Consider the following 22,483-nt stretch of genomic DNA (forward strand, 5'->3'; position numbering starts at 1 on the left):
GGCCATGAGCCAGCGTCCCTGCGTGCTGGTCTTCGCCGGCGCCGATCCGTCGGGCGGCGCCGGCATAGCGGCCGACATCGGCGCCGTGGCGGCGCTCGATGCCCATCCGCTGCCCGTGATCACGGCGCTGACGGTACAGGACAACAACCGGGTCCACGAAGTGCTGCCGGTCGAGCACGACGTGGTGATGCGCCAGGCGCTGGCGGTGGCCGCCGCCTTTCCCATCGCGGCCGTCAAGATCGGCATTCCCGGCAGCGCCGAGAATGCGCAGGCGATCGCCCGCGTGATTGCCGGCTTGCGCGAAGAACACCCGGGACTGCCGGTGGTGCTCGATCCGGTACTGGCCAGCGGCCATGGCGACCGGCTGGGGCGGGGCAACGCGATCGCCGCGCTGGCGCCGCTGCTGCCGCTGACCACCGTGATCACGCCGAACGGCCCCGAGGCGGCCGCGCTGGCAAAGGCGCACCAGCAGCATATTCCGCCGCCGGGGAGCGACGTGGCGGAGCTGGCGCATGCGCAGGTCCTGCGGCAGGCCGGCTGCGAGCACGTGCTCGTGACGGGCGGCCATGGCGGCGGCGATACCGTCGTCAACCGCTGGCTGGGCCCGGCAAGGCAGCAGAACTGGCACTGGCCGCGGCTCGACGGCGGCTTCCATGGCAGCGGCTGCACGCTGGCCGCCGCCGTGGCCGCGCTGCTGGCGCAGGGCTGCTCGGTGGCGCAGGCACTGGCCCGCGCCCAGGCCTATACCCACCGCACGCTGGAGGCGTCGTATGCGATCGCCGCCGGCCAGCGCATACCGTTGCGCTAGGTGTCCCCAGGACCCATTACAGGAGAACTTTCATGCAGGGACTTTATCTCGTCACGCCCGACTGGGACGACACTGCCGCGCTGCTGGCCCGCACCGAGGCGGCGCTGGGCGCCGGCGTGGCGCTGCTGCAATACCGGCACAAGACGGCCGGCCCGGAACTGCGGCGCGGGCAGGCCACCGCGCTGCTGGCGCTGTGCCGCCGCCACGGCGTGCCGTTCATCGTCAACGACCACGTGGAACTGGCCCTGGAGCTCGATGCCGACGGCGTGCACGTGGGCGGCACCGACATCTCGGTGGCGCAGGCGCGCGACAGCGTCGGGCCCGGAAAGATCGTCGGCGCCTCCTGCTACGGCGACCTGCAGCTCGCGGTCGATGCGGAACGGGCCGGCGCCAGCTACGTGGCGTTCGGCGGCTTTTATCCGTCGCGCGTGAAGCGCTACGCGGTAACGACGCCGCCCTCGATCGTCGACGATGCGCGCGCCGCCGTTCGCGTGCCCTGCGTGGTCATCGGCGGCATGACGCCGGAAAACGCCGCGCCACTGGTGGCCCGCGGCGCCCACATGGTGGCGGCGATCAGCAGCGTGTACGGCGCGCCGGACGTGGCGGCCGCGGCTGTCGCGTTCGGGCAACTGTTCGGGCGGCGCTGACAGGCCGGCGGAGGCCATCGGGGCTCGCCAGGCGGCGGTGTGGTAGCCGCCCATCGCACGATTCGTGTAACCGCGAATCACCCTTGCCGATGAAATAAACGCCCGTATAATCGGTCCACGTTCATTCCTCCGATTGCCTGACATGCCTGCACCAGCCGCCGCGAAACGCCTGATCCTGATCGTCGACGACGACCAGCTCCTTGCCGAATTCCTCAGCGTCGTGCTGCGCAATGCCGGGTATGAAACCGTGCAGGCCCATTCGGCCGACCATGCGCTGCGCCTGGTGGCCGAGCGCGAGCCGGACATGGCGCTGCTCGATATCCACATGCCCGGCATGTCCGGCCTGGAACTGGCCAAGCAGCTGAACCGTGAAACATCGGTACCGTTCATGTTCCTGTCCGGTCGCGGCGATGCCGATGCCGGCAAGCAGGCCGCCGCCTACGGCGCGGTCGGCTTCCTCGTCAAGCCGGTCGATGAAAAGCAGCTGATGCCGGCCTTCGAAGCGGGGCTGGCGCGGGCGGACGAGATCCGCCAGCTGCGCCGCACCGAGTTGAACCTGAATGCCGCGCTGGCGGCGGGCCGTGAAACCAGCCTCGCCGTGGGGCTGTTGATGTGCAAGTTCCAGACCGATCGCAATACCGCCTTCGAAGTGCTGCGCGACCATGCCCGCTCCAGCCGGCGTAAGGTCAACGAGGTGGCGGACCAGTTGCTTGCCGCCGAGGAAACGTTGAACAGCCTGCATGCGGCTTTCAATGCACGACTGAAGAAATAATTGTTTCCAAAACGCACTTTCCTGCGTTAAGCTCTGTCTTGTGCACTGGTACGCCAGTGCATATCCCTGTCACGGCCGCCTCGCCACCGCCGCCGTTCTCGATTTCATCGGCCCAACTCCGCCGACCAGCAGCCCGGATACCAACCGACCCCGCTCCGGCGGCGCATGGCTCCAGGTTCCTGCATTCCTCATCCGCGGAGAACACACCGATGAACATGACCGATGCCCTCGAGGCCTGCAAGCCGCTCGCCCCCGCTCCCCACGTGCTGCACGTGGATGCCGACGACACCACCGCCCTGATCCTGGCCACGCTGCTGGTGCCGGAAATCCGCGTCAGCCGCGCGGCAACGATGGACAGCGCCGCGGCCCGGCTCGAGAACGAGCAATTCGACCTGGTCATCGTCGACGCCGACTTGCCCGATGGCGACGGCCAGGTGCTTGTCGATGCGGTGCGCGCGCGCGGCTGCCATATCCCGGTGCTGCTGTACTCGGCGCGGCAACCCAGCCTGCACCACCAGGCCCATGCCTACCTGCCGAAACCATGGACTTCGCCGCGCCAGTTGTGGCAAGCCGTCTGCCGCCTGCTGCACCTCGATCTCGCCGTGCAACGCTGAGCGCCCGTCAATGGTTCGTTTGCTATGATTGGGGTTTTTTCCACATCACAGGAACGAACGATGAAAACCAGGGCAGCAGTGGCATGGAAGGCGGGCGCCCCGCTGACGATCGAGGAAGTCGAACTGGGCGGGCCGAAGGAAGGCGAAGTCCTCGTCGAGATCAAGGCCACCGGCATTTGCCATACCGATTACTACACGCTGTCCGGTGCCGATCCGGAAGGCATATTCCCGGCCATCCTGGGCCATGAGGGCGCCGGCGTCGTCGTCGACGTCGGGCCCGGCGTGAAAAGCCTGAAGAAGGATGACCACGTCATCCCGCTGTACACCCCGGAATGCCGGCAGTGCAAGTTCTGCCTGTCGCAGAAGACCAACCTGTGCCAGGCCATCCGCTCCACCCAGGGCCGCGGCCTGATGCCGGACGCCACCAGCCGCTTCTCGCTCGACGGCAAGCCCATCTTCCACTACATGGGTACCTCCACCTTCTCGAACTACATCGTGGTGCCGGAAATCGCGCTGGCGAAGATCCGTGAAGACGCGCCGTTCGACAAGGTCTGCTACATCGGTTGCGGTGTCACCACCGGCGTGGGCGCCGTGCTGTTCACGGCCAAGGTGGAAGCGGGCGCCAGCGTGGTCGTGTTCGGCCTGGGCGGTATCGGCCTGAACGTGATCCAGGCCGCGAAAATGGTCGGCGCGGACAAGATCATCGGCGTCGACATCAACCCGGGCCGGGAAGCGATGGCGCGTCAGTTCGGCATGACCCACTTCATCAACCCGAACGACGTGGAAAACGTCGTCGACAGCATCATCCAGCTGACCGACGGCGGCGCCGACTACAGCTTCGAATGCGTCGGCAACACCACCCTGATGCGCCAGGCGCTCGAGTGCTGCCACAAGGGTTGGGGCAAATCGATCATCATCGGCGTGGCGGCGGCCGGCCAGGAAATCAGCACCCGTCCGTTCCAGCTGGTGACCGGCCGTGAATGGAAGGGTTCCGCGTTCGGCGGCGCGCGCGGCCGTACCGACGTGCCGAAGATCGTCGACTGGTACATGGATGGCAAGCTCAATATCGACGACCTGATCACCCACAAGCTGTCGCTGGACCAGATCAACGAAGGCTTCGACCTGATGAAGAAGGGCGAGTCGATCCGCTCCGTGGTGATGTACTGATGATGTACTGATGCTGTATTAACGAGGCCCGTGCCTGTTGCTGTACCGGTGCAGCAGGCACGCCACCCGGCGCAAAATATGGCATAGTGCAGCTTATGAAAGCCCTCAAAAGTCAACTGGCGTCCGAAGTCCTGGCCGATCCCGAAGGCCGCAAGCACTTGCGCGAATTCCTCACGCGCGGTGCCTCGGATGGCGCGCCGCCCAGCGAATTCCTGTTTCGCCGGCCGAATGGCGAAACCGTCAGACTCAGCCCCAGGATCGTTCCCAAAGCAAAAGCCGCCTGAGTTCGAATGAACGTAGCCCTGCCTGCGCTCGTCATCTTTTTCATCTTCCTGCCCGGCTTTATCTTCCGCATCCGCTTCAAGCGGGTGGAACGCACTTCCCTCGATTTTTCCCCGTTCGGCCGCATCGCCGCCGGTGCCGTCATGTCGGCAGCCGTCGCCCATCTGCTGTGGCTGTCGTTCACGTACTGGCTGTTCGGCCAGCGCTTCGAGCCCATCGTGCTGATGCAGTTGCTGTCGTCCGCTCCGGCCAGCCAGGTCGCGGCGGCCAGCGCGGTGGCTGCCGATTTCAGCTGGATCGCGGCGTATTTCGGCACGCTGCTGTTCGCATCCTTTGCCTTTCCGATACTGCTGCGTTCGGCGATCACGAATTACCGGCTCGACCGCGCCTCGTCGCCGCTGCGGCCCATGCTGCGCTTCCACGAGGCACCATGGTATTACCTGCTCACGGGGGCGGATTTCCCCGAGGAAGAAGCACCGGATTTCGTCATCGTTGCTGCAATTGTCGAGGTCGGCAGGGAAGCCATGCTGTACACCGGCGTGCTGGACAGTTTCTTTTTCGATTCAGATGGGCAGCTCGACCGCCTGGTACTGCAAGGCGTCGCGCGGCGGCCGCTGGCCAGGGATAAAGACACCAGCGATGATGCCGAAGACAGAGCAGCCAGTGCCGGCAGGGCGGACACCGGCCGCTTCTATCCGGTCGATGGCGATTCCTTCGTGCTGCGCTACAGCGAGATGATTACCCTGAACGTGCAATACGTTCACCTGGGCTGACCCCGCAAGCGGCTCGGCCCGCCTTTTTCGCAGTCCGTCGCAAATTCCCGGAAATCGCCGCGTGCGTTGACTATAGTGCAATGACCCCGCCATACCCCGATGTAGACAAAAAGTTCTAGACAAAGTTTTCTACATAATTTAATCTGGTTTCCACTTCACCAGGAGCCGCGCCATGAACAACGACAACCGGTCCGCGATTGCCGCCACCGTCCCCGCACGGAGTGCGGCATGAACATCCTGTTCGATACGCTGGTGCCGGCGATCGGCCGGTCGCTGCTGCATTTCGTCTGGCAGGGCCTGCTGGTCGGGTGGGGCGCGGTGCTGGCGCTGCACTTGCTGCGCAACGCCCGGCCGCAGGCCCGCTACGCTGTCGCGTGCGCGGCGCTGCTGCTGTGCGCCGCGTTGCCGGTGGGCGGGATCGCGTGGCGCGTGCTGGAAGCGCTGCAGGCCGGGTACTCGGCGCCGGTGCCGTTCGATCCTCTGCTGGGGGCAGTGGGCGCGGGCGCAATCCCCACCGCGCATGTGCCGGTGCTGGTCGATGCCGACCAGCTGACATCGGTCGAGTACCTGCTGCGCCGGCAGATCCCATGGCTGGTGCTGCTGTGGGCCGCCGGCGCCGCGCTGATGACGCTGCGCCTGTCGCTGGGCTTGCAGTGGGTACGCCAGCGCACGCTGGCCGGCCATTACCATCCCGATCCCGAGTGGCAGCAGCGCCTGGACCGCCTCGCGCTGCGCATCGGCATCACCCGCCCGGTGCGGCTGGGCGTGTCGGGCGAAGACCTGGAAGGCCCGATGACGGCAGGCTGCTGGCGCCCCATCGTGCTGCTGCCGGCGTCGCTCGTCACCGGCATGCCGGCGCACCTGCTGGAGGGCTTGCTGGCCCACGAAATCGCGCATATCCGGCGCCACGATTACCTGGTCAACCTGGTGCAGAGCGCCATCGAGATCCTGCTGTTCTACCACCCGAGCGTATGGATGTTGAGCAAGCGCATCCGTATCGAACGGGAACAGATCGCCGACGACCTGGCGGCGGCCGCCCTTGGCGAACCGCGCCGCCTGGCCCTGGCATTGTCCGAGCTGGATAAATTCCAGTTCTCAACTTCGCACTTCGCCCCCGCCGCGCACGGAGGAGACCTCATGTCCCGAATCAAACGCCTGGTGCGCCCCGACGCGCAACCGCTCAGCTGGAAAATCGCCGCACCCGTGCTGGGGTTGTGCACCGCTTGCGTGATGCTGTACGCCCATGCGCAGCCGGAGGCGCCAGCCACGGCCGACGCCACGCCGGCGAAGTCCGGCACCTTCATCCACGGCAGCAGTGCCGGCGCGCGGGATGCGGCTGCGGCTGCTGCTGCCGCCACCGCTGCCGGGGCCGCCGCCGCGCAGGAAGCGTCGAAGGCTGCCGACGCGGCGGTTGCCGCTGGCGCAGACGCCGCCCGGGCCGGGGCCGAAGCGGCCAGGGTCGCGGCCCTGCACGCCGCGGATGCAGGCTGGTCGGCGCCCGTGCCGCCCGAGCCGCCCGAACCGCCGGATGCACCCGATGCCCCCGACGCCCCGGATGCGCCGCCCGTTCCACCGATGGCAAGGATGGCGGTGCCGGCCGTGCCGCCGGCACCGCCCGCGCCGCCGATGACGAAGATGGCCGCTCCCGCCGCCCCCATGATGGCTGTCCCGGCCCCGGCCCCGGAAGCGCATCCCGCGCATCCGGCCCCGCCGGCGCCGCCCGCGCCACCAGCACCCCCGGCCCCACCGGCACCGTGGCTCGGCCAGATGGATGGCATCCACATGGTCCACCCGGGCCGCGCCCTCGAATCCTATGCGATCGTCCGGGGCGGCAAGGTGCCGATGCGGGTCGCCGCGTTCGACACGCGCGACCTCCACGACCTGCAATGTGTGAAGGAAGGCTTCAAGGGCGATTTCATCTGGTTCAAGAAAAACGGCAAGGCGTATGTCGTGAAAGATCCGGCGCTCGTCGCCAAGGTGCGCGCCGCGTGGGCGCCGTCCGAAAAGCTGGGCGCCGACATGGAAAAGCAGGGTGCCGCGATGGAACTGCACGGCAAGCGCTTGGAAGCGGTCGGCGAACAGATCGAAGCGCAGGTGGCGGCGGTCTTCAATACCGACCTGGAGCGCAATACCGAACGGGAAATGAACGCAGTGGCGCGGGCACAGGAACGCCTGGGTAACCGCCTGGGCGAACTGGGCGAGCGCATGGCCACGGCCGGCAGCGAAGCCCGCCGCGAAGCGCTGTCGCGCCAGATGGAAGCGGTCCAGAAACAGATGGAACCGTTGCAAGAACGGATGAGCCGGCTATCCGGATCGATGGCGAGCCAACACGCCAAGGTGGATCCCAGCCGCGAACCGATGAAGACGCTGCATGCCCGGATGGCCGAGCTGTCGAAGCCGATGGAGGAACACGGCCGCAGGATGGGCCAGCTGGGCCGCGAACAGGGCCGGCTGAGCCGCGAGGCGGACAAGGCCACCCGCGCGCTGATCGACGAGGCTCTGCGCAAGGGCCAGGCAACCGAGGTGGGCAGGCAAGGCTGACCCGCCGAACTCTCGTGCCGCTGCAAAAAAACCGGTGACGGCAGCGTTGGTGTCCGACACCGGTTTTCCAAAGGTAGAAGAACGCTGGCAGTCCCGCGCCTAGCGCCCCAGCCGCTCCAGCTTCGCCACCGACAGATCCAGCACCTTCATGCCGGCGCTGCCGAAGTTGATCTGCGCCCGGCAGTTGGCACCGCTGCCTTCGATGTTGACGATCACGCCTTCGCCGAACTTGGCATGCGCCACCGATTCGCCGATGCGCCAGGCCGAGCCGGAAGCCGACTTTTGCGCAATGCGCTGGGCGATCGCGTTGTCGCTGCCCCCGTTCAGTTGGCCACTGAGCTGCACGTCTTCCCACTGCGCCTTCTTGTTGGCGAACCAGTGCGTCTGCACGCGCGGCGACAGCCACTTCAGCGACTCTTCCGGCAGTTCGTCGAAGAAGCGCGACTTCATGTTGTAGCGCGTCTGGCCGTGCAGCATGCGGGTCTGGCAGAAGCACATGTACAGGCGCTTGCGGGCCCGCGTGATCGCCACGTACATCAACCGCCGTTCTTCCTCCACGCCGCCTTCTTCCTTCGAGCTGCTCTCGTGGGGGAACAGGCCTTCTTCCAGGCCCGTGATGAAGACGTTGTCGAATTCCAGGCCCTTGGCCGAGTGCACGGTCATCAGCTGCATGGCATCCTGGCCGGCCTGCGCCTGGTTGTCGCCCGCTTCCAGCGAAGCGTGCGCGAGGAAGGCCGACAATGGCGACATCACGGTGGCCAGCGGCGCATCGGCATCCATGATCTCCACGCCATCGGCATTGATGATCGCGGCACCGGCCTGCGCATCGGCCGGCGGGCCGAGGTGCGCCGGGGCGCCCTGGCCATAGCCTTCCTCGCCAACGAACTGGGTGGCCGCGCTGACCATCTGTTCCAGGTTTTCCACCCGGTCGGCGCCATCCTTCTCGTTGGCATAGTGCTGCAGCAGGCCGGACGATTCCAGCGTGATGCGCACCAGTTCCGGGAGAGCCATCTGCTGCGTTTCAAAGCGCACGCCCTCGATCAGCTTGACGAAGCCGCCCAGCGACGTACCGGCCTTGCCGACCATGTACGGCACCGCCGCATACATCGAGATGCCGTAGGTCTCGGCCGCGTTCTGCAACTGCTCCAGCGTGCGCGCGCCAATGCCGCGTGCCGGGAAATTCACCACGCGCAGGAAGGCCGAATCGTTGTGCGGGTTGTCCATCAGCTGCAGGTAGGCGATCGCGTGCTTCACCTCGGCGCGCTGGAAATAGCGCAGGCCGCCGTACACGGTGTACGGAATGCCGGCCGAGAACAGCGCATGCTCGATCACCCGCGATTGTGCGTTCGAGCGGTACAGCACGGCGATCTCGCTGCGCCGCGTGCCTTCGCCGATCAGGTTCCTGGCCTCGTCCACCAGCCATTGCGCTTCCTGCAAGTCCGACGTGGCTTCGTACACGCGCACCGGTTCGCCATGGCCGGCGTCCGTGCGCAGGTTCTTGCCCAGCCGGCGGCTGTTGTTGGCGATCAGTACGTTGGCCGCATCGAGGATGTGGCCGTGCGAGCGGTAGTTCTGTTCCAGCTTGATCAGGTTCTTCACGCTGAACTCGGACTCGAACGCCACCATGTTGCCCACGTTGGCGCCGCGGAACGCATAGATGCTCTGGTCGTCGTCGCCCACGGCGAACAGCGCGCCGCCATGCCCGGTGCCGTGCCCGGCGATCAGCTTCAGCCACGCGTATTGCAGGTTGTTGGTGTCCTGGAACTCGTCGACGAGGATGTGGCGGAAGCGCTGCTGGTAATGCTCGCGCAGCGGCTGGTTGCGCGACAGCAGTTCATACGTGCGCAGCAGCAGTTCGGCGAAGTCGACCACGCCTTCGCGCTGGCACTGGTCGTCGTACAGCCCGTACAGCTCCACCAGCTTGCGCTCGTTGGCGTCGTAGGCCTCGACCTGGCTGGCGCGCAAGCCCTGGTCCTTGTTGTTGTTGATGAAGTACATCACCGATTTCGGCGGGAACTTTTCATCGTCGACGTTGTTCGCCTTCAGCAGGCGCTTGATCATCGACAGCTGGTCCTGCGTGTCGAGGATCTGGAACGACTGGGGCAGGGCGGCATCGCGGTAATGGGTGCGCAGCAGGCGGTTGCACAGCCCGTGGAAGGTGCCGACCCACATGCCGCGTGTATTAATCGGCATCATTGTCGACAGGCGCGCCAGCATCTCCTTGGCCGCCTTGTTGGTGAACGTGACGGCGAGGATGCCGCCCGGCGACACCTGCCCGGTCTGGATCAGCCAGGCGATGCGCGTGGTCAGCACGCGCGTCTTGCCCGAGCCGGCGCCCGCCAGGATCAGGGCGTTTTGCGGTGGCAGGGTAACGGCGGCGAGTTGTTCGGGATTGAGGTTGTGGAGGAGATTCTGCATCCCGCCATTATACCTTCCAGACCCGCGTCCAGAGCCGCGCCCGGACCCTGCGGAACCCTGCCGGATCGCGCCCGGGCGCGCGCCTGGCGCCCGGTCTTGCGTCGATTTCTAGGACTTGGTGAAGGGATCGGCAGCAGCCTGCGCAGGCGGGAAAATATGCACGTAAGCCATGTACAGCGCGCAGTGCGCCACGCCGTACAGCACTTCGGAAAGCATCCGCATCAGCGCCAGGCCCATCGTGTCGAAGCCGAACAGCGCGCGCACCAGCAGCAACACGACGATCGTGATCGCGAACAGGCTGACGGCGAACATGAAGAAGGCGCCGGCCGCGCGCTTGATCGCGAAGAAGCTGTAGAACAGTGCCTTGCCGGGCCCCATGCCGTTCCAGTGGACCAGCGGCGCGGCAAAGCTGATCACCAGCAGCGCCGGGATATACAGCAGGGCCGTGGTCGCCATGGTCGGCACCAGGCCGGAATCGAGCAGCAGTTGCGGATTGGTCTGCAGCTCGGCCGGCGTGGCGTTGCGCAGCGCCTCGGTATCGGCGAACAGCAGTACGCCGATGGCGCCGGCGGCAAGGAACACCAGCAAGTGGATCACGCCGAGCACGCACAGCTTGCGCAGCGACGGGCCGCGAAATCCCGCGACCAGCAGGCCGGGCATCACCGGCTTGCCGGCGCCGATCTCGCGCGCCGCCGTCATGAAGCCGATCGCGAACACGGGCATCAGCACGTAGTGCGCGATTTGCCCGGCCAGCGGCACCACCAGCAGCAGCGTGCTGAGCAGCATGTAGCCGAAGAACAGCGTCGACAGGCCGGCCGGCTGCTTCTTCAGCATGCCGAAGCCCTGTTTCACCCATTCCCATCCTGATCTTGCTGGTGTGTGGTTCATTGGTACAGGCTTGGTGCGGGGGTGGCGATGCGCTCGCGGAGGATGCGCTCGAAGTGGGTGGGATCGTGCGGCGTCAGCATTTCCGCTTCGCGCGGCTGGTGCAGGTCGTACAGGCGCGACAGCCAGAAGCGCAGCGCCCCGGCGCGCAGCATCGCTTGCCAGGCTTCCTGCTCGTCGGCCGTGAAGGGCCGCACCGCGTGGTAGGCATCGAGGAAGGCGCGCACGCGCGCTTCGTCCAGCACGCCGGTGTCCAGGTCCACGCACCAGTCGTTGATGGTCACGGCCACGTCGAACAGCCAGGTATCGCAGCCGGCAAAGTAGAAGTCGAAGAAGCCGGTCAGGCGTTCGCCGTCGAACATCACGTTGTTGCGGAACAGGTCGGCGTGCACCGGGCCCTGTTGCAGGCGGGCGTAGAGCGCGCTGGCGTGGAACGCTTGCTGGAAATGCATTTCGGCGCGCAGCAGCGCCGCTTCCGGTTCGGCCATGTGCGGCAGCACGGCCGGGGCGGCGCCATGCCACCAGGCCAGGCCGCGCAGGTTGGGCTGGTGCAGCGGGAAATCGCGGCCGGCCAGGTGCATCTTCGCCAGCATCGCGCCCACTTCCGCGCAGTGCACGGGCCGGGGAGCGAGTTCGGAGCTGCCGTGGAGTTTCGACACGATGGCGGCCGGCTTGCCATGCAGCGGCACGCACAGCTCGCCCTTGTCGTTCGGTACCGGCGCCGGCACCAGTACGCCGCGCGCGGCCAGGTGCTCCATCAGCCGCAGGTAGAACGGCAGCTGGTCGAAGCTCAGGTTTTCAAAGATGGTGAGGACGTACTCGCCGCGTTCCGTCGTCAGGAAGAAATTGCTGTTTTCGATGCCGGAGGCGATGCCTTTGATGGCTGTTGCACGGCCGAGGGGGAATTGCGCGATCCAGGGCTGGACATCGTCCAGGCTGACCGAGGTAAAGACTGCCATGAGAATCTATCAGGTTCGAGGATGGATGAGCTGCCCCGGGCGAACCTTCCGCCCGGGCGGGAACGCGGCATCACTCCGTTACGGGTGGCATCGGAGGAGGCGGCGGCACGTCTGCCGCGTTGTCCGCCGCGGCTGCGGCCGCGGCATCGGCACTGCGCTGTTTTTGTTTCTTGGCGATATCGAATTCCATCACGGTCCATTGCGGCCCCCGCACTTGCGGGCCGCCCGCGTCGCCCGGCAGCTGGGTGCTGTTCGGATTGGCCGGCTTGACCGTGTAGGTGCTGCCGCCCGCCTGCACGGTTTCTTCCGTGATGCGGCCGCCTTCGCGCCGCACCGTGGTCGAGTTCTCGCGGTTCGACTTGGGCGTGACCGTGATCGGCGTATCGGTATCCGGCACCGGTTCCAGCTTCGGCGGCGTGCCGCTCTGGGCACTGGCGGAGCCTGCGGCCAGGGCCAGCACGATCGCGGCGAACTGGGTAGCTAGCGGGACAGCGGCGAATGACGGGCGCATGATGGGTGCCTTTATCAACGAAAAAACAAGGAAAAAACAGGGGAAAAGCGGATAACCGTGATATTGGTGGTTGGATCATTGTAACAAACTGACACCCGTTTCCGCTGCGGACGCCGTTTTCCGCGGCGGCGCCGCACGATTCGCGGGCCCATGTTCTCTGCGATAATGCCGGATTCGCATCAGACTATTCCACTTGCAAACATGCAAAAGACCTTGCTGCTGGTCGACGGTTCCAGCTATCTCTACCGTGCCTTCCACGCGCTGCCCGACCTGCGCAGCCCGGATGGCCACCCGACCGGCGCCATGCATGGCATGGTCAACATGCTGCGCCGCCTGCGCGCCGATTACCCGGCCGCCTACATCGCCTGCGTGTTCGATGCCAAGGGCAAGACTTTCCGCGACGACCTGTATCCGGAATACAAGGCCACGCGCGCATCGATGCCGTCCGACCTGTCGCTGCAGATCGAACCCATCCACGAAGCCGTGAAGGCCATGGGCTGGCCGATCCTGATGGTGGAAGGGGTCGAGGCGGACGACGTGATCGGCACCCTGTCCGTCACGGCCGAGAAGAACGGCATGGACGTGATCATTTCCACCGGCGACAAGGACCTGGCGCAGCTGGTCACGCCGCACGTCACGCTGATCAACACGATGAGCAACGAAATGCTCGACGAAGCGGGCGTGCTGGCGAAATTCGGCGTGCCGCCGAACCGCATCATCGATTACCTGACGCTGATCGGCGATACCGTCGACAACGTGCCCGGCGTGGCCAAGTGCGGCCCGAAGACGGCCGTGAAATGGCTCAGCCAGTACGACAGCCTCGATGGCGTGATCGCCAACGCCGACCAGATCGGCGGCGCGGTGGGCGCCAACCTGAAGGCGGCGCTGCCGTGGCTGCCGAAGGGCCGCGAACTGATCACCGTGAAGACCGATTGCGACCTGACGCAGCACATGATGTCGATCTCGGAATCGCTGGTGGCGCGCGAGGAAGACCACGAGTCGCTGCTGGCGTTCTTCAACAAGTATGGCTTCAAGACGCTGCTGCGCGAGCTGAAGGCGCTGACGCCGTCGGCGCAGGTGCCCGGCCAGACCGGCCCGGCCGCGCCGGAAGGCCCGACCGGCGACATGTTCGCCGAGCCGCCAGCCAATGTCCGCTACGATACCGTGGTGACGGAAGCGCAGCTCGACGAATGGATCGCCCGCATCGATGCCGCCGAGCTGGTGGCGCTGGATACCGAAACCACGTCGCTGGAACCGATGAATGCGCAGCTGGTCGGCATCTCGATGGCCACCGAGCCGGGCCTGGCGTGCTACATCCCGGTCGCGCACCGCTATGCGGGCGTGCCGGAACAGCTGTCGCGGGAACGGGTGCTGGAAAAGCTGAAGCCCTGGCTGGAAGATGCCGCCAAGCCGAAGCTGGGCCAGAACCTGAAGTACGACGCGCACATCTTCGCCAACCATGGCGTGACCCTGCGCGGCATCGTGCACGACACGCTGCTGCAGTCGTACGTGTTCGAATCGCACCGCACGCACGACATGGACAGCCTGGCCATGCGCCACCTGAACCACAAGACCATCGCCTACGAGGAAGTGTGCGGCAAGGGCGCCGGCCAGATCTGCTTCGACCAGGTCGAGCTGCAGCGCGCCACCGACTACGCGGCGGAAGATGCCGACATCACGCTGCGCCTGCATATGGCGATGCACGGCCACGTGGCGGGCGACGAAGGCCTGACGGCCGTGTACAGCAAGATCGAGCTGCCTACCGCCGTGGTGCTGCAAAAGATCGAGCGCAACGGCGTGCTGATCGACGCGGGCCTGCTGGCCACGCAGTCGAACGAGCTGGGCGCGCGCATCGTCGAACTGGAGCAGAAGGCCTATGAACTGGCCGAAGGGCCGTTCAACCTGGGATCGCCCAAGCAGATCGGCGAGATCTTCTTCAACAAGCTGAAACTGCCGGTGGTCAAGAAGACGCCGAGCGGCGCACCGTCGACCGACGAGGAAGTGCTGCAAAAGCTGGCCGAGGATTACCCGCTGCCGAAAGTGCTGCTGGAATACCGCGGCATGGCCAAGCTGAAATCGACGTACACCGACAAGCTGCCGAAGATGATCAATCCGCAGACGGGGAGGGTGCACACGAACTATGCGCAGGCCGTGGCGGTGACGGGGCGCCTGGCATCGAACGATCCGAACCTGCAGAACATCCCGATCCGCACGGCCGAAGGGCGCCGCATCCGCGAAGCGTTCATCGCGCCGGAAGGCAGCCACCTGGTGTCGGCCGACTATTCGCAGATCGAGCTGCGCATCATGGCGCACATCTCGGAAGACGAAGCGATGCTGCGCGCCTTTGCCGAAGGCGTCGACATCCACCGCGCCACCGCCGCCGAGATCTTTGGCGTGCCGCCCGACGAAGTAAACAGCGAACAGCGCCGCTACGCCAAGGTGATCAACTTCGGCCTGATCTACGGCATGAGCGCGTTCGGCCTGGCCGCCAACCTGGGCATCGACCGCACTGCCGCGCAGAACTACATCGACCGCTATTTCCAGCGCTTCCACGGCGTCAAGCGCTACATGGATGAAACGCGCCTGGAAGCCAAGGCCAACGGCTACGTGAAGACGGTCTTCGGCCGCCGCCTGTGGCTCCCCGAGATCAATTCCCCGAACGGCCCGCGCCGGCAGGCCGCCGAACGCGCCGCGATCAACGCGCCGATGCAGGGTACCGCGGCGGACCTGATCAAGCTGGCGATGATCGCCGTGCAGGACTGGATCGAGAAGGAAAACCTGAAGTCGCGCATGATCATGCAGGTGCACGACGAACTGGTGCTCGAAGTGCCGGACGACGAACTGGCCCTGGTGCGCGACATGCTGCCCAAGCTGATGGCCGGCGTGGCGGCGCTGAAGGTGCCGCTGGTGGCCGAAGTCGGCGTCGGGAAGAATTGGGAGGAAGCTCACTGAAAACGCATGCGTTTTCAGTGAGCTTCCGCGCACTGTGCGTTTTCAGTGAGCTTCCGCGCACTGTGCGTTTTCAGGCGCTTCCGCGAACCGGACATCCTTGTCCACGTCGCGCGCCGTCAAGCCGGTATCTCACACTATTTTTCGTTAGGAAAATGGCGCCAGACAGTAATGCCGCTTAGATAAGCCACCCCAAGTGCAAATTCCGGGGTCAGACCCGCCGGGTCTGACCCCAGCCCTTCGCTGTTGGGGTGAATGCATGCGCTTTCGTATATCAAGTATCGCTTAACTTAACGGCATTAGCGTCAGACACCGGTTTCCATTAATAGTTGGCTTTTCACTACCATTGTGTTTCAATTTCCGACAAACCACCTCCTGGAGAATCCATGAATGACCTGCACAACGATGCCGCCAGCCTCATCGGCGAAGCGGAAGGCATCAGCCGCCGCGACCTGCTGAAGGCGGCGCTCGGCACGGGGTTCGCCGCCGCCGTGCTGCCCGTCAGCGCCGAGACCGTGGTGAAGACCGAGACCGATGGCCTGACCGCCGGCACGGTGAACGTTACCGTCGACGGTTACCCGGTGCCGGTCTATCGTGCCCAGCCCGCGGGCAAGACCGGCTTGCCGGTAATCCTGGTGATCTCGGAAATCTTCGGCGTCCATGAACACATCGCCGACGTGGCGCGCCGTTTTGCCAAGCAGGGCTACCTGGCGCTGGCGCCGAACCTGTTCGCACGCCAGGGCGATCCGCAGAAGGAAGCCTCGATCGCCGACCTGCAAAAGAACATCATCAGCAAGACGCCGGACATCCAGGTGTTCAAGGACCTCGACGCCATCGTGGCCTGGGCCGGGCAGAACGGCGGCGCGGCGGACAAGCTGGGCATCACCGGCTTTTGCTGGGGCGGCCGCATTACGTGGCTGTATGCCGTGCACAACCCGGCCGTCAAGGCCGGGGTGGCCTGGTACGGGAGGTTACTAGGGGAAGCCACTCCCAATACGCCCAAGCATCCTGTCGACGTGGCTGCCGCGCTGAAGACGCCGGTCCTGGGCCTGTACGGCGCCAAGGACACCGGCATTCCGCTGGACTCGGTGGAAAAGATGAAAACCGAACTGGCCAAGGGGAAATCCGGTTCCACGTTCGTCATCTATGACAATTCCGGCCACGCCTTCCATGCCGACTACCGCCCCAGCTACGTGGAAGCGGATGCGAAGGATGGCTGGAAGCGCGCGCTGGACTGGTTCAAGCAGCACGGCGTGGCCTGATTCCGGGCTGTTTTTCGTCCGGTTTTTCGCTGGTTTTTCTCTGCTTGTCCGCTTATTGATACTGTATTTTCAGCAGAAGCGCGAGCTGGACGGTAAAATGTCCGGTTTGCGCGCTGCCCGGACCCCGGAGCAACGCGCGCTGTAAAGCGCACGAGAGGCTCCAAAATCGATCCGGTACTCATTTCCATTCTGCTGGCCACCACGCTTGCCGGCGTTGCCAGCATCTCGGCGGCGGCGCTGTTTTCGTTTACGCTGCTGTCGCGGGTCGTCGAACGAATGGTCAGCCTGTCGGTGGGCATCATGCTGTCCACGTCGCTGCTGCATGCGCTGCCGGAAGCCTTCGAGTCGCACGCCGACCCGCGCACGCTGTTCGCCACGCTGCTGGCCGGCCTGCTGACATTCTTCATGCTGGAAAAGCTGGCGATCCTGCGCCATTCGCACCACCACGAGGGCGACGGCCACCACCACGCGCATGGCCACGACAAGCACGAAGCCGGCCGCGCCGGCTGGATGATCCTGGTCGGCGACGGCATGCACAACTTCACGGACGGCATCCTGATCGCCGCCGCCTTCCTGGCCGACCCGCACCTGGGCATCGTTGCCGCCGTGGCCATCATCGCGCATGAAATCCCGCAGGAGATCGGCGACTTCATCGTGCTGCTCAATGCCGGTTTTTCGCGGGCGCGGGCGTATTTCTACAACCTGCTGTGCAGCCTGCTGTCGGTGGCCGGCGGCCTGCTGGGCTATTTCACGCTCGACCGCGCCAGCGACCTGATTCCCTATGTGCTCGTGTTCGCATCGTCCGGCTTCCTCTACATCGCCGTGGGCGACCTCATGCCGCAAATGCAGCGCCGCGCGACGATGAAGGAAACCGTGCCCCAGGTGATCCTGATTGCGCTGGGCGTGTGCATCGTGCTGTTCCTCACGGCGGGGCGGCACGGATAAGCGGCACGGCAGGATGCATTGCGTGTCACATTCCCTGTCACATTCCCTGTCACATTCCCTGTCACATTCCCGTCACAAAACTGTGCCAGCATGACTCCAACAAAAACAACAACGAAGGAGGCCGATACATGCTGGACACCCTGTCACGAACCCTGAAAACCGCGCGCGCCAAACGTCTTCGCCTCATGTCGCCGCACCGGGAAATGTTGGGCGACATGCCCCCGGAACTCTACGATTACTGGTCGCGCACGGCGCACCTCGAATTCAAAGGCATCCCTCGGGATGCCTTTTTTTACGCCCGTGCGGCCGAGGCGCTGCTGACTTTCTTCGACTGTGTCGCCAGCACTTCCCGGCCTTGCGGATTGCCGTCGAAAGCGGCGGACTCGGTCTGGCACGCATGGCTGCGCTACTCTCCGGCCTCGCTGGACGATTTTTGCGAACGGCATTTCCGCACCCGCATCCCCCATGTGGAAGCCGCCGCGATGAGCGGTGGCATGGCAAGGGCGATTGCGCGCACCCTTGTCGAGGCGCGCAGGCAGGACGGACTGGCCCTTGCCGGCCCCAATGTGCCGCGCTTGTTCCGCACGGATCGTGCGTTGCGCATGCCGGGCGGCTTTGCCTATGACTACAACGGTGCCCAGATGACCTGGGCGCAGATCGACGCGCGGGGGCGGGCGCAGCCAGCTGGCCCGCTCCGCGCCACGGATCCGTCATCCCTGCTCGCCGCCGGCCTGATCACGCGGACCGATTACGAACGGTTCCGGAAGCTTTACCGATGGGGCGGCGACTATCGCCCGGGAGACGGCCCGACCGGGGGCGCGGCGGCGGACGGCGCAGGCTGCGACGATGGCAGCAGTTGCGGAAGCCAGTGCGGCAGCAGTTGCGGCGGAAGCTGCGGCAGCGGTTGCGGAGGTGGCTGCGGAGGTGGCGGTGGTGACTGAATTGCAGGCCGCCCCAGCGCGGGTCGACGACGATCAGGCCTCACGGGGGGCGCGCCACGGCCCCTTCAGGACACGCAGCGGGCATGACTTCAACAATAACGGCAACAATAAGGACAACAATCGGGGAGGTACCACATGGTGAACCATCATCCGGGAACTTTCGACGTCGCGCGGACCACCTGGCTGCGCCTCACGTCGCGCCACCGCAAGGCCCTGCGCGACATTCCGCCGGAACTCTACGAACACTGGGCGCGCACGGCGCACTTCGAATTCAATGGCATCCCTCGCCATCCCTTTTTCTACCTCCGTGCCGCGAACGCGCTGCTGGATTTCTTCGAATGCGTCCGGCGCAGCAACCGCCCTTGCGCCTTGCCTTCCAAGGCCGCGGACTCGGTCTGGCACGCCTGGCTGAGCTACTCGCCCGCCTCGCTGGACGCATTCTGCGAGCGCCACTTCGGCCAGCGCATTCCCCATGTCGAAGCGGTCGACATGTCCGGCGGCATGGCACTGCCGATCGCCATGACGCTGGTCACGGCGCGCACGCTGGACGGCCTCGACCTGGCCGGCCCAAGGGTGCCGCGCCTGTTTGCCACCGACCGCGCGCTGGGCATGCCGCAAGGCCATGCCTGGCAGGTGCAGGGTAGCCGGATGGTCCTGTCGCACATGGACCCGCATGGGCGGACATCGCAGCGTACCCGGGTGCATCCCGCAACAGAGCCGGACTTCCTCCTCGCCGCCGGCCTGATCGCACAGGGCGAGTACGACCGGTGGCTGCATGCCTGCTCGACGGCGAGCAATGGGGGGACTGCCGGCAGCGGCGTGGACTTCGACCTGGCCTGCGACTTTGGCAGCGGCGACTCCGGCGGCAGCGACTCCGGCGGCAGCGATGGCAGCGGTTGCGGCAGCAGTTGCGGCGGCGGCTGCGGCGGTGGCGACTGAAGAAGTTTCGATATAATCGTTATGACAATGTGCTCGACCAGACAAGAAAGGAGGTAAATATGCAGCATCATCTGTCGTGCGTCCTGCCGGGCGCGCGCATGTTTGGCACAACTGCCGGCTCTTGCCTTTTGATCGCGCCGCGATAACCGGGCCGGAGCACACCCAGCACCCATCTTTCGAGTCGGCTCCCGGCTCATCCGTTGTCGTTGGCGCTTTTGCTAACGGGACTGTTCACGTCCCTACAAAAGACAATTGCCATGACGACCCTGATCACCGCCCAATCCCTCTCCCTGGAAACGAACCACGGTTCGCTGTTCCACGACCTGTCCTTTACCCTCCACGCCGGCGACCGCATCGGCCTGCTCGGCCATAACGGCTGCGGCAAGAGCACGCTGCTCGGTCTGTTGTCCGGCAGCGCCGAACCGGCGGCCGGCACGATCCACGTCGCGCGCGCCTGCCGCCTCCAGCATGTCGAACAGCACCTGCCGGATGGACTGGCCGGGCTCACGGTACGCGGCGTACTGGCGCAAGCCGCACCCGGCAGCCCGTGGCGGGTCGATACGCTGCTCGATGAACTGGGCCTGGCCGCCACTGCCGCGCAAGCGGTGGACACGCTGTCCGGCGGCCAGCACACGCGGCTGCTGCTGGGCCGCGCGCTGCTGCACGAGCCCAACGTGCTGCTGCTCGACGAGCCGAGCAACCACCTCGACCTGCCGTCGCTGCTGTGGCTGGAGCGCTTCCTGTCCGGCTGGCGCGGCGCGTTCGTGCTGGTGTCGCACGATGCCCGGCTGCTGGACAACGCCACCAGCAAAAGCTGGATCCTGCGCGACCGCCGGCTGTATCACTTCGACCTGCCATGCGGCGCGGCGCGTGCCGCGCTGGCCGAACAGGATGGCGCCGCAGCCACGCGCCACGCCGCCGAGCAAAAGGAAATCGACCGGCTGGCCGCCAGCAGCAAGCGGCTGGCCATCTGGGGCAGGACGTACGATAACGAAGACCTGGCACGCAAGGCCAAGACCATGCAGCGGCGCGTCGACCGGTTGAAGGAAGAGCAGTCGTTCGTCACCCACGGCGCACCGTGGAAGCTGGCGTTGCGGGGCAGGGCGCTGGCCGCCGATGCGCTGCTGGCGCTGGACGATGTGCCGGTCAGCCCCGCGCCCGGCATGGCGCCGCTGTTCCACGCGCCGCATGGCGTGATCCGCGCCGGCGAGCGGGTGGCGCTGCTCGGCGCGAACGGTGCCGGCAAGTCGTCGCTGCTGCGGCTGTGCTGGGCGGCATACCGGCAGCAGGCCGAAGTCCCTGGCTTGCGGCTGCATCCCGCCGCCGGCATCGGCTACTACGACCAGGGCCTGCGCCAGCTGGCCGGCGACGCCACGCTGGCCGATGCGCTGTATCCGTTCGCGCCGGAAGGCGCCCGCAGCGACACCGTGTTCCGCCAGGCGCTCGTGAAGGCCGGCTTTCCCTATGCGCGGCACGGCCAGCAGGTCGACACGCTGTCCGGCGGCGAGCGTGCGCGCCTGCTGTTCCTGGGCCTGTCGCTGGCCAGCCACCACCTGCTGATGCTGGACGAGCCGACCAATCACCTGGACATCGACGGCAAGCTGGAACTGGCCGAGGCGTTGAAGGCGTTCGAGGGCGGCTGCCTGCTGGTGTCGCACGACCGCGAGCTGATCGAACGGTGCTGCAACCGCTACTGGGTGGTGCACGAAGGGCGGCTGGAGCAGTGGCAGGATGCGGCCGATGCGTTCGCGCGGCTGGGCGCGGCGCCGCCTTCCGCTACCGCCGCCGCGCCCTTGGCCGATGCGGTCCGGGAGCTGGCATGCGATGCGGACGGCCTGCTGGAACGGCTGTGCGATCTCGAGGCCTTGCTGGCCGAAGACCTGGCCCGCAAGCCGCGCCACCAGAAACCGGCCAGCCAGCAGCGCTGGCGAGCAGAGATGGCGGCGCTGGCGCGGGCACTCGGGTTGTGAGCCGGCTGGACGTTGCTTGACGCCGATCACGTGATACAGGGCGCTTGCTTCGGCCCTGTCATGGCGCAGGGCCGGCATGGCTTCGACAATGACGGCACCATCACAACCACGGAGTCGCACATGCTGAACACACTGTCCCATGCACTGACGGCTGCGCGTGCAGCCACGCTTCGCATCACTTCACCGCGGCGCAAGGCCTTGCGCGACTTGCCGCCGAAACTCTACGAGTACTGATCGCGCACCGCGCACGGCGAATTCCAAGGCATCCCACGGGATGCCTTTTTTTATGCCCGTGCCGCCGATGCGCTGCTCATTTTCTTCGAGTGCGTCAAGCGCAGCAACCGGCCGTGCGCCTTGCCGTCGAAGGCGGCGGACTCGGTGTGGCACGCCTGGCTGCGCTACTCGCCAGCTTCGCTGGACGCCTTCTGCGAGCGGCACTTCGGCCAGCGGATTCCCCATGTCGAGGCAGCCGGCATGGCCGGAGGCATGGCGTTGCCGATGGCAACCTCGCTGGTCATGGCACGCAGGCTCGATGGACTCGACCTGGCCGGCCCCGGCGTGCCGCGCCTGTTCGCCACCGACCGCATGCTGCGCATGCCGGCGGGCTTTGGCTACGAAGCACGGGGAAACTGGATGCTTCACTCGCCTCTGGACCGGCACGGACGCCCGGCGGGGGAAGGGCGCGTCGAGCCGGGGACGGAGCCGGATTTCCTGCTCGCCGCCGGCCTGATCGCAAAGGGCCACCATGAGTGGTGGCGCCTGCAATGCCGCCGCAGGGCCGAGAGAAATGGCGCTGGCCGCGCCGCCGACGAGGCCGCGAACAGCGCTATCGAACTTGCCGCGAACGGTAGCGACAGCGGCGGTGGTGGCGGCTGCGGCAGCAGTTGCGGCGGCGGCTGTGGCGGCGGTGGATGTGGTAGCTGAACCGATCCGCGGGCCGGCCGGCATGCCACCCCGATAAGTAAAAAGCACGCTTCAAGCAGCGAAACGCACTCCCGGCCCCGCGTGGCCCACCTATACTTTCCTCGACATTGCCGGGCCCCCGCAGCAGCGCGATGCCTGCGCTGAACCTGCCCCGCCCGGCCGCCGCGAGGAGACAA

At 66.1% G+C, this 22,483-nt stretch carries 19 protein-coding genes; 15 read left to right on the top strand and 4 right to left on the bottom strand.

The features are described from left to right. The first annotated feature begins 4 nt into the window (after positions 1-4). From OU994_RS06110 to OU994_RS06145, 8 genes are all read left to right on the top strand, one after another. Positions 5-808 carry a hydroxymethylpyrimidine/phosphomethylpyrimidine kinase gene (locus OU994_RS06110; protein ID WP_131147704.1) on the top strand — a complete coding sequence of 268 codons (804 nt, stop codon included), beginning with the start codon at positions 5-7 and terminating at the stop codon, positions 806-808. A gap of 32 nt (positions 809-840) precedes the next feature. Next, positions 841-1,455, top strand: a complete 615-nt coding sequence (thiE, locus tag OU994_RS06115) for a thiamine phosphate synthase (protein WP_281610026.1) — start codon at positions 841-843, stop codon at positions 1,453-1,455. Between the two features lie 142 nt (positions 1,456-1,597). Continuing rightward, positions 1,598-2,227, top strand: a complete 630-nt coding sequence (locus OU994_RS06120; protein ID WP_281610027.1) for an ANTAR domain-containing response regulator — start codon at positions 1,598-1,600, stop codon at positions 2,225-2,227. Positions 2,228-2,436: 209 nt separating this feature from the next. Further along, on the top strand, positions 2,437-2,841 hold the full coding sequence (locus tag OU994_RS06125; protein ID WP_131147701.1) for a response regulator: 405 nt from the start codon (positions 2,437-2,439) through the stop codon (positions 2,839-2,841). 60 nt (positions 2,842-2,901) lie between these two features. Beyond that, a complete protein-coding gene (locus tag OU994_RS06130; RefSeq protein WP_281610028.1) occupies positions 2,902-4,008 on the top strand; it encodes an S-(hydroxymethyl)glutathione dehydrogenase/class III alcohol dehydrogenase in 1,107 nt (368 codons plus the stop codon). Between the two features lie 95 nt (positions 4,009-4,103). Further along, positions 4,104-4,292 (top strand): hypothetical protein, encoded by a 189-nt coding sequence (locus tag OU994_RS06135; RefSeq protein WP_131147699.1) that lies wholly within the window; start codon positions 4,104-4,106, stop codon positions 4,290-4,292. A 6-nt stretch (positions 4,293-4,298) separates the two neighbouring features. Next, the gene (locus OU994_RS06140; protein WP_281610029.1) at positions 4,299-5,063 is read left to right on the top strand and encodes a hypothetical protein; all 765 of its coding nucleotides are present in this window, start codon (positions 4,299-4,301) and stop codon (positions 5,061-5,063) included. A gap of 228 nt (positions 5,064-5,291) precedes the next feature. After that, complete coding sequence (locus OU994_RS06145) at positions 5,292-7,604, top strand: M56 family metallopeptidase (RefSeq protein ID WP_281610030.1); 2,313 nt, start codon at positions 5,292-5,294, stop codon at positions 7,602-7,604. 99 nt (positions 7,605-7,703) lie between these two features. On the opposite strand, the gene OU994_RS06150 is transcribed toward OU994_RS06145, so the two are convergent. The 4 genes from OU994_RS06150 to OU994_RS06165 all read right to left on the bottom strand — a co-directional run bounded on the left by OU994_RS06150 (position 7,704) and on the right by OU994_RS06165 (position 12,377). Further along, positions 7,704-10,022, bottom strand: coding sequence for a UvrD-helicase domain-containing protein (locus OU994_RS06150; protein WP_281610031.1), 2,319 nt, complete (start codon positions 10,020-10,022; stop codon positions 7,704-7,706). A gap of 108 nt (positions 10,023-10,130) precedes the next feature. After that, positions 10,131-10,910, bottom strand: coding sequence for a BPSS1780 family membrane protein (locus tag OU994_RS06155; RefSeq protein ID WP_281610032.1), 780 nt, complete (start codon positions 10,908-10,910; stop codon positions 10,131-10,133). Beyond that, complete coding sequence (locus OU994_RS06160; RefSeq protein WP_131147694.1) at positions 10,907-11,866, bottom strand: homoserine kinase; 960 nt, start codon at positions 11,864-11,866, stop codon at positions 10,907-10,909. Before OU994_RS06160 ends, OU994_RS06155 begins: the two co-directional genes overlap by 4 nt. Before the next feature lie 70 nt (positions 11,867-11,936). Then, entirely contained in the window at positions 11,937-12,377 is a 441-nt protein-coding gene (locus OU994_RS06165; protein ID WP_174800426.1) for a hypothetical protein, read from the bottom strand. Between the two features lie 201 nt (positions 12,378-12,578). Here OU994_RS06165 and polA point away from each other — a divergent pair, with 201 nt between their 5' ends. The 7 genes from polA (at position 12,579) to OU994_RS06200 (ending at position 22,307) form a co-directional block, all read left to right on the top strand. Further along, a complete protein-coding gene (gene polA, locus OU994_RS06170) occupies positions 12,579-15,329 on the top strand; it encodes a DNA polymerase I (RefSeq protein WP_281610033.1) in 2,751 nt (916 codons plus the stop codon). A 383-nt stretch (positions 15,330-15,712) separates the two neighbouring features. Beyond that, positions 15,713-16,588: a dienelactone hydrolase family protein gene (locus OU994_RS06175; protein WP_281610034.1), complete on the top strand. Its 876-nt coding sequence runs from the start codon at positions 15,713-15,715 to the stop codon at positions 16,586-16,588. Positions 16,589-16,777: 189 nt separating this feature from the next. Further along, a complete protein-coding gene (locus tag OU994_RS06180) occupies positions 16,778-17,533 on the top strand; it encodes a ZIP family metal transporter (RefSeq protein ID WP_131147691.1) in 756 nt (251 codons plus the stop codon). A 128-nt stretch (positions 17,534-17,661) separates the two neighbouring features. After that, a complete protein-coding gene (locus OU994_RS06185) occupies positions 17,662-18,474 on the top strand; it encodes a hypothetical protein (RefSeq protein WP_281610035.1) in 813 nt (270 codons plus the stop codon). Positions 18,475-18,609: 135 nt separating this feature from the next. Continuing rightward, positions 18,610-19,413 (top strand): hypothetical protein, encoded by an 804-nt coding sequence (locus tag OU994_RS06190; RefSeq protein ID WP_281610036.1) that lies wholly within the window; start codon positions 18,610-18,612, stop codon positions 19,411-19,413. A 257-nt stretch (positions 19,414-19,670) separates the two neighbouring features. Beyond that, entirely contained in the window at positions 19,671-21,383 is a 1,713-nt protein-coding gene (locus OU994_RS06195; RefSeq protein WP_281610037.1) for an ABC-F family ATP-binding cassette domain-containing protein, read from the top strand. Between the two features lie 378 nt (positions 21,384-21,761). Continuing rightward, complete coding sequence (locus OU994_RS06200) at positions 21,762-22,307, top strand: hypothetical protein (RefSeq protein WP_281610038.1); 546 nt, start codon at positions 21,762-21,764, stop codon at positions 22,305-22,307. Positions 22,308-22,483: the final 176 nt, after the last annotated feature.

The sequence above is a fragment of the Pseudoduganella sp. SL102 genome, from assembly GCF_027856995.1.
Lineage (GTDB): Bacteria > Pseudomonadota > Gammaproteobacteria > Burkholderiales > Burkholderiaceae_D > Rugamonas > Rugamonas albidiflava.